Consider the following 1,417-nt stretch of genomic DNA (forward strand, 5'->3'; position numbering starts at 1 on the left):
TACGTCAATATACTTACACAGAAAAAATCATTTAGGATTGAGCTAGATAGAGAAAATCATTTAGGATTGCTATAGCATGCGGACAGCTACGGCTCTTTTTAGTTCTTTTTGGTCGGGATTACTGGCAATAAAACTTTCTAGTTCTAATAAAGCTTGGACTTCATGCTCTCCGAATTTTTCTGACGATTTATTGGGTGACATTTCGACTCCTACTTAGATTCACCTACCTCATTATACATAATTGATGGTTTACAAACCATTTGCGATCGCTATAGAATGTTGGTAACATTAATTTTTGAGATAGGCTAGCTTGTAAGAATTCGGCTGCCTATCTTTTTTTAGCGCAAGTGGGTTAAATCTTGACGATCTCTGGGTTTGAGGCAGGTTGTCACCCCCCAGCTTTCCCGGTAAAAACGCTTAAACCTGTGCCGAAGATTAGTATAATACCCCCTCCAGCTTTTATGAGTCGCCCTCGCCATCGGTGATTGCCAGACGTTTGATTTAAGTCCATATCTTCATCTTTCTCCAGAACAGTTGTGTAAAAAACTCTTAGTCATAATTTGTCTTTGGATAATTAAACATTCAACGCCTAAACCTTGTTCTATGGTTAGTAGATCTGGTAACTATCGCCTTTGCTTTGGACATCATTATAGCAAGTCTTTTCATTGTTATAATTTCATTATAATTAAGGAAAAATATCATTTTTATAAAGCGGTCTGAAAAACTTGGATTCTGTAATATAATTTTGAAATCTATGCAGTTTCACTCGATCGCATCATGCCGCCAATGCCAACAGTCACAGTCAAGTCAGGATACAAGCCACAATCTATCGATACCAGCATTGAAGCTGACGTGCTGATGTTTCAGCTATTGCGACACTTAAGCCCCCAACAAAAAATACAACGGACTTGCGCTTTCAATCAAGCGGTGCGAAGGCTGGCAATATCTGGAATAAAGAACCAGTATCCCAATGCTACTGAGGCAAAAGTTCGGCAAGAATTTATTAAAAGGTGCTTGGGTGCTGAGTGGATAAAAGTTTTATCATACAGTAAAGATTGGGGTGAACTCGTGATTGCAGATCCGATCGAATTAGCACAAAAAATAGCCAGGATGTTGCTACCGCTGAATATTCCCTATTTGGTGGGATGTTCGGTGGCAAGTTCGCTGTTGGGAGAAAACAGATCTACGCAAGACTTGGACTTAGTGATTGACCTGGAATCGCGAACAACACAGAAGTTAATTGATGCCATGTCAGGTGAGTTTTACATCAGCGAATCGGCTGTGACTGAAGCAATTGCCAAGTCAAAAACAGCACCCCGCGAATCATCTTTCAATGTTATATATTTCAATACTCCGGACAGTTTTTAAGCAGCTAAAGTACCATAAGACAAGACTGAAGGAAGGTTAGGGTGATTTA

At 39.7% G+C, this 1,417-nt stretch carries 1 protein-coding gene and 1 pseudogene; one reads left to right on the top strand and one right to left on the bottom strand.

Going from position 1 to position 1,417, the window contains the following annotated elements; translation table 11 throughout:
- Positions 1 to 72 precede the first annotated feature (72 nt).
- Positions 73 to 201: pseudogene (locus tag QUA20_RS31760) on the bottom strand (IS630 family transposase); the annotation flags it as partial.
- A gap of 576 nt (positions 202 to 777) precedes the next feature.
- On the opposite strand from QUA20_RS31760, the gene QUA20_RS31765 reads away from it, so the two are divergent.
- Positions 778 to 1,368, top strand: coding sequence for a hypothetical protein (locus QUA20_RS31765; protein ID WP_333194319.1), 591 nt, complete (start codon positions 778 to 780; stop codon positions 1,366 to 1,368).
- The last annotated feature ends 49 nt before the right edge of the window (positions 1,369 to 1,417 follow it).

The organism is Microcoleus sp. Pol7_A1 (assembly GCF_036701085.1).
Taxonomy (GTDB): domain Bacteria; phylum Cyanobacteriota; class Cyanobacteriia; order Cyanobacteriales; family Microcoleaceae; genus Microcoleus; species Microcoleus asticus.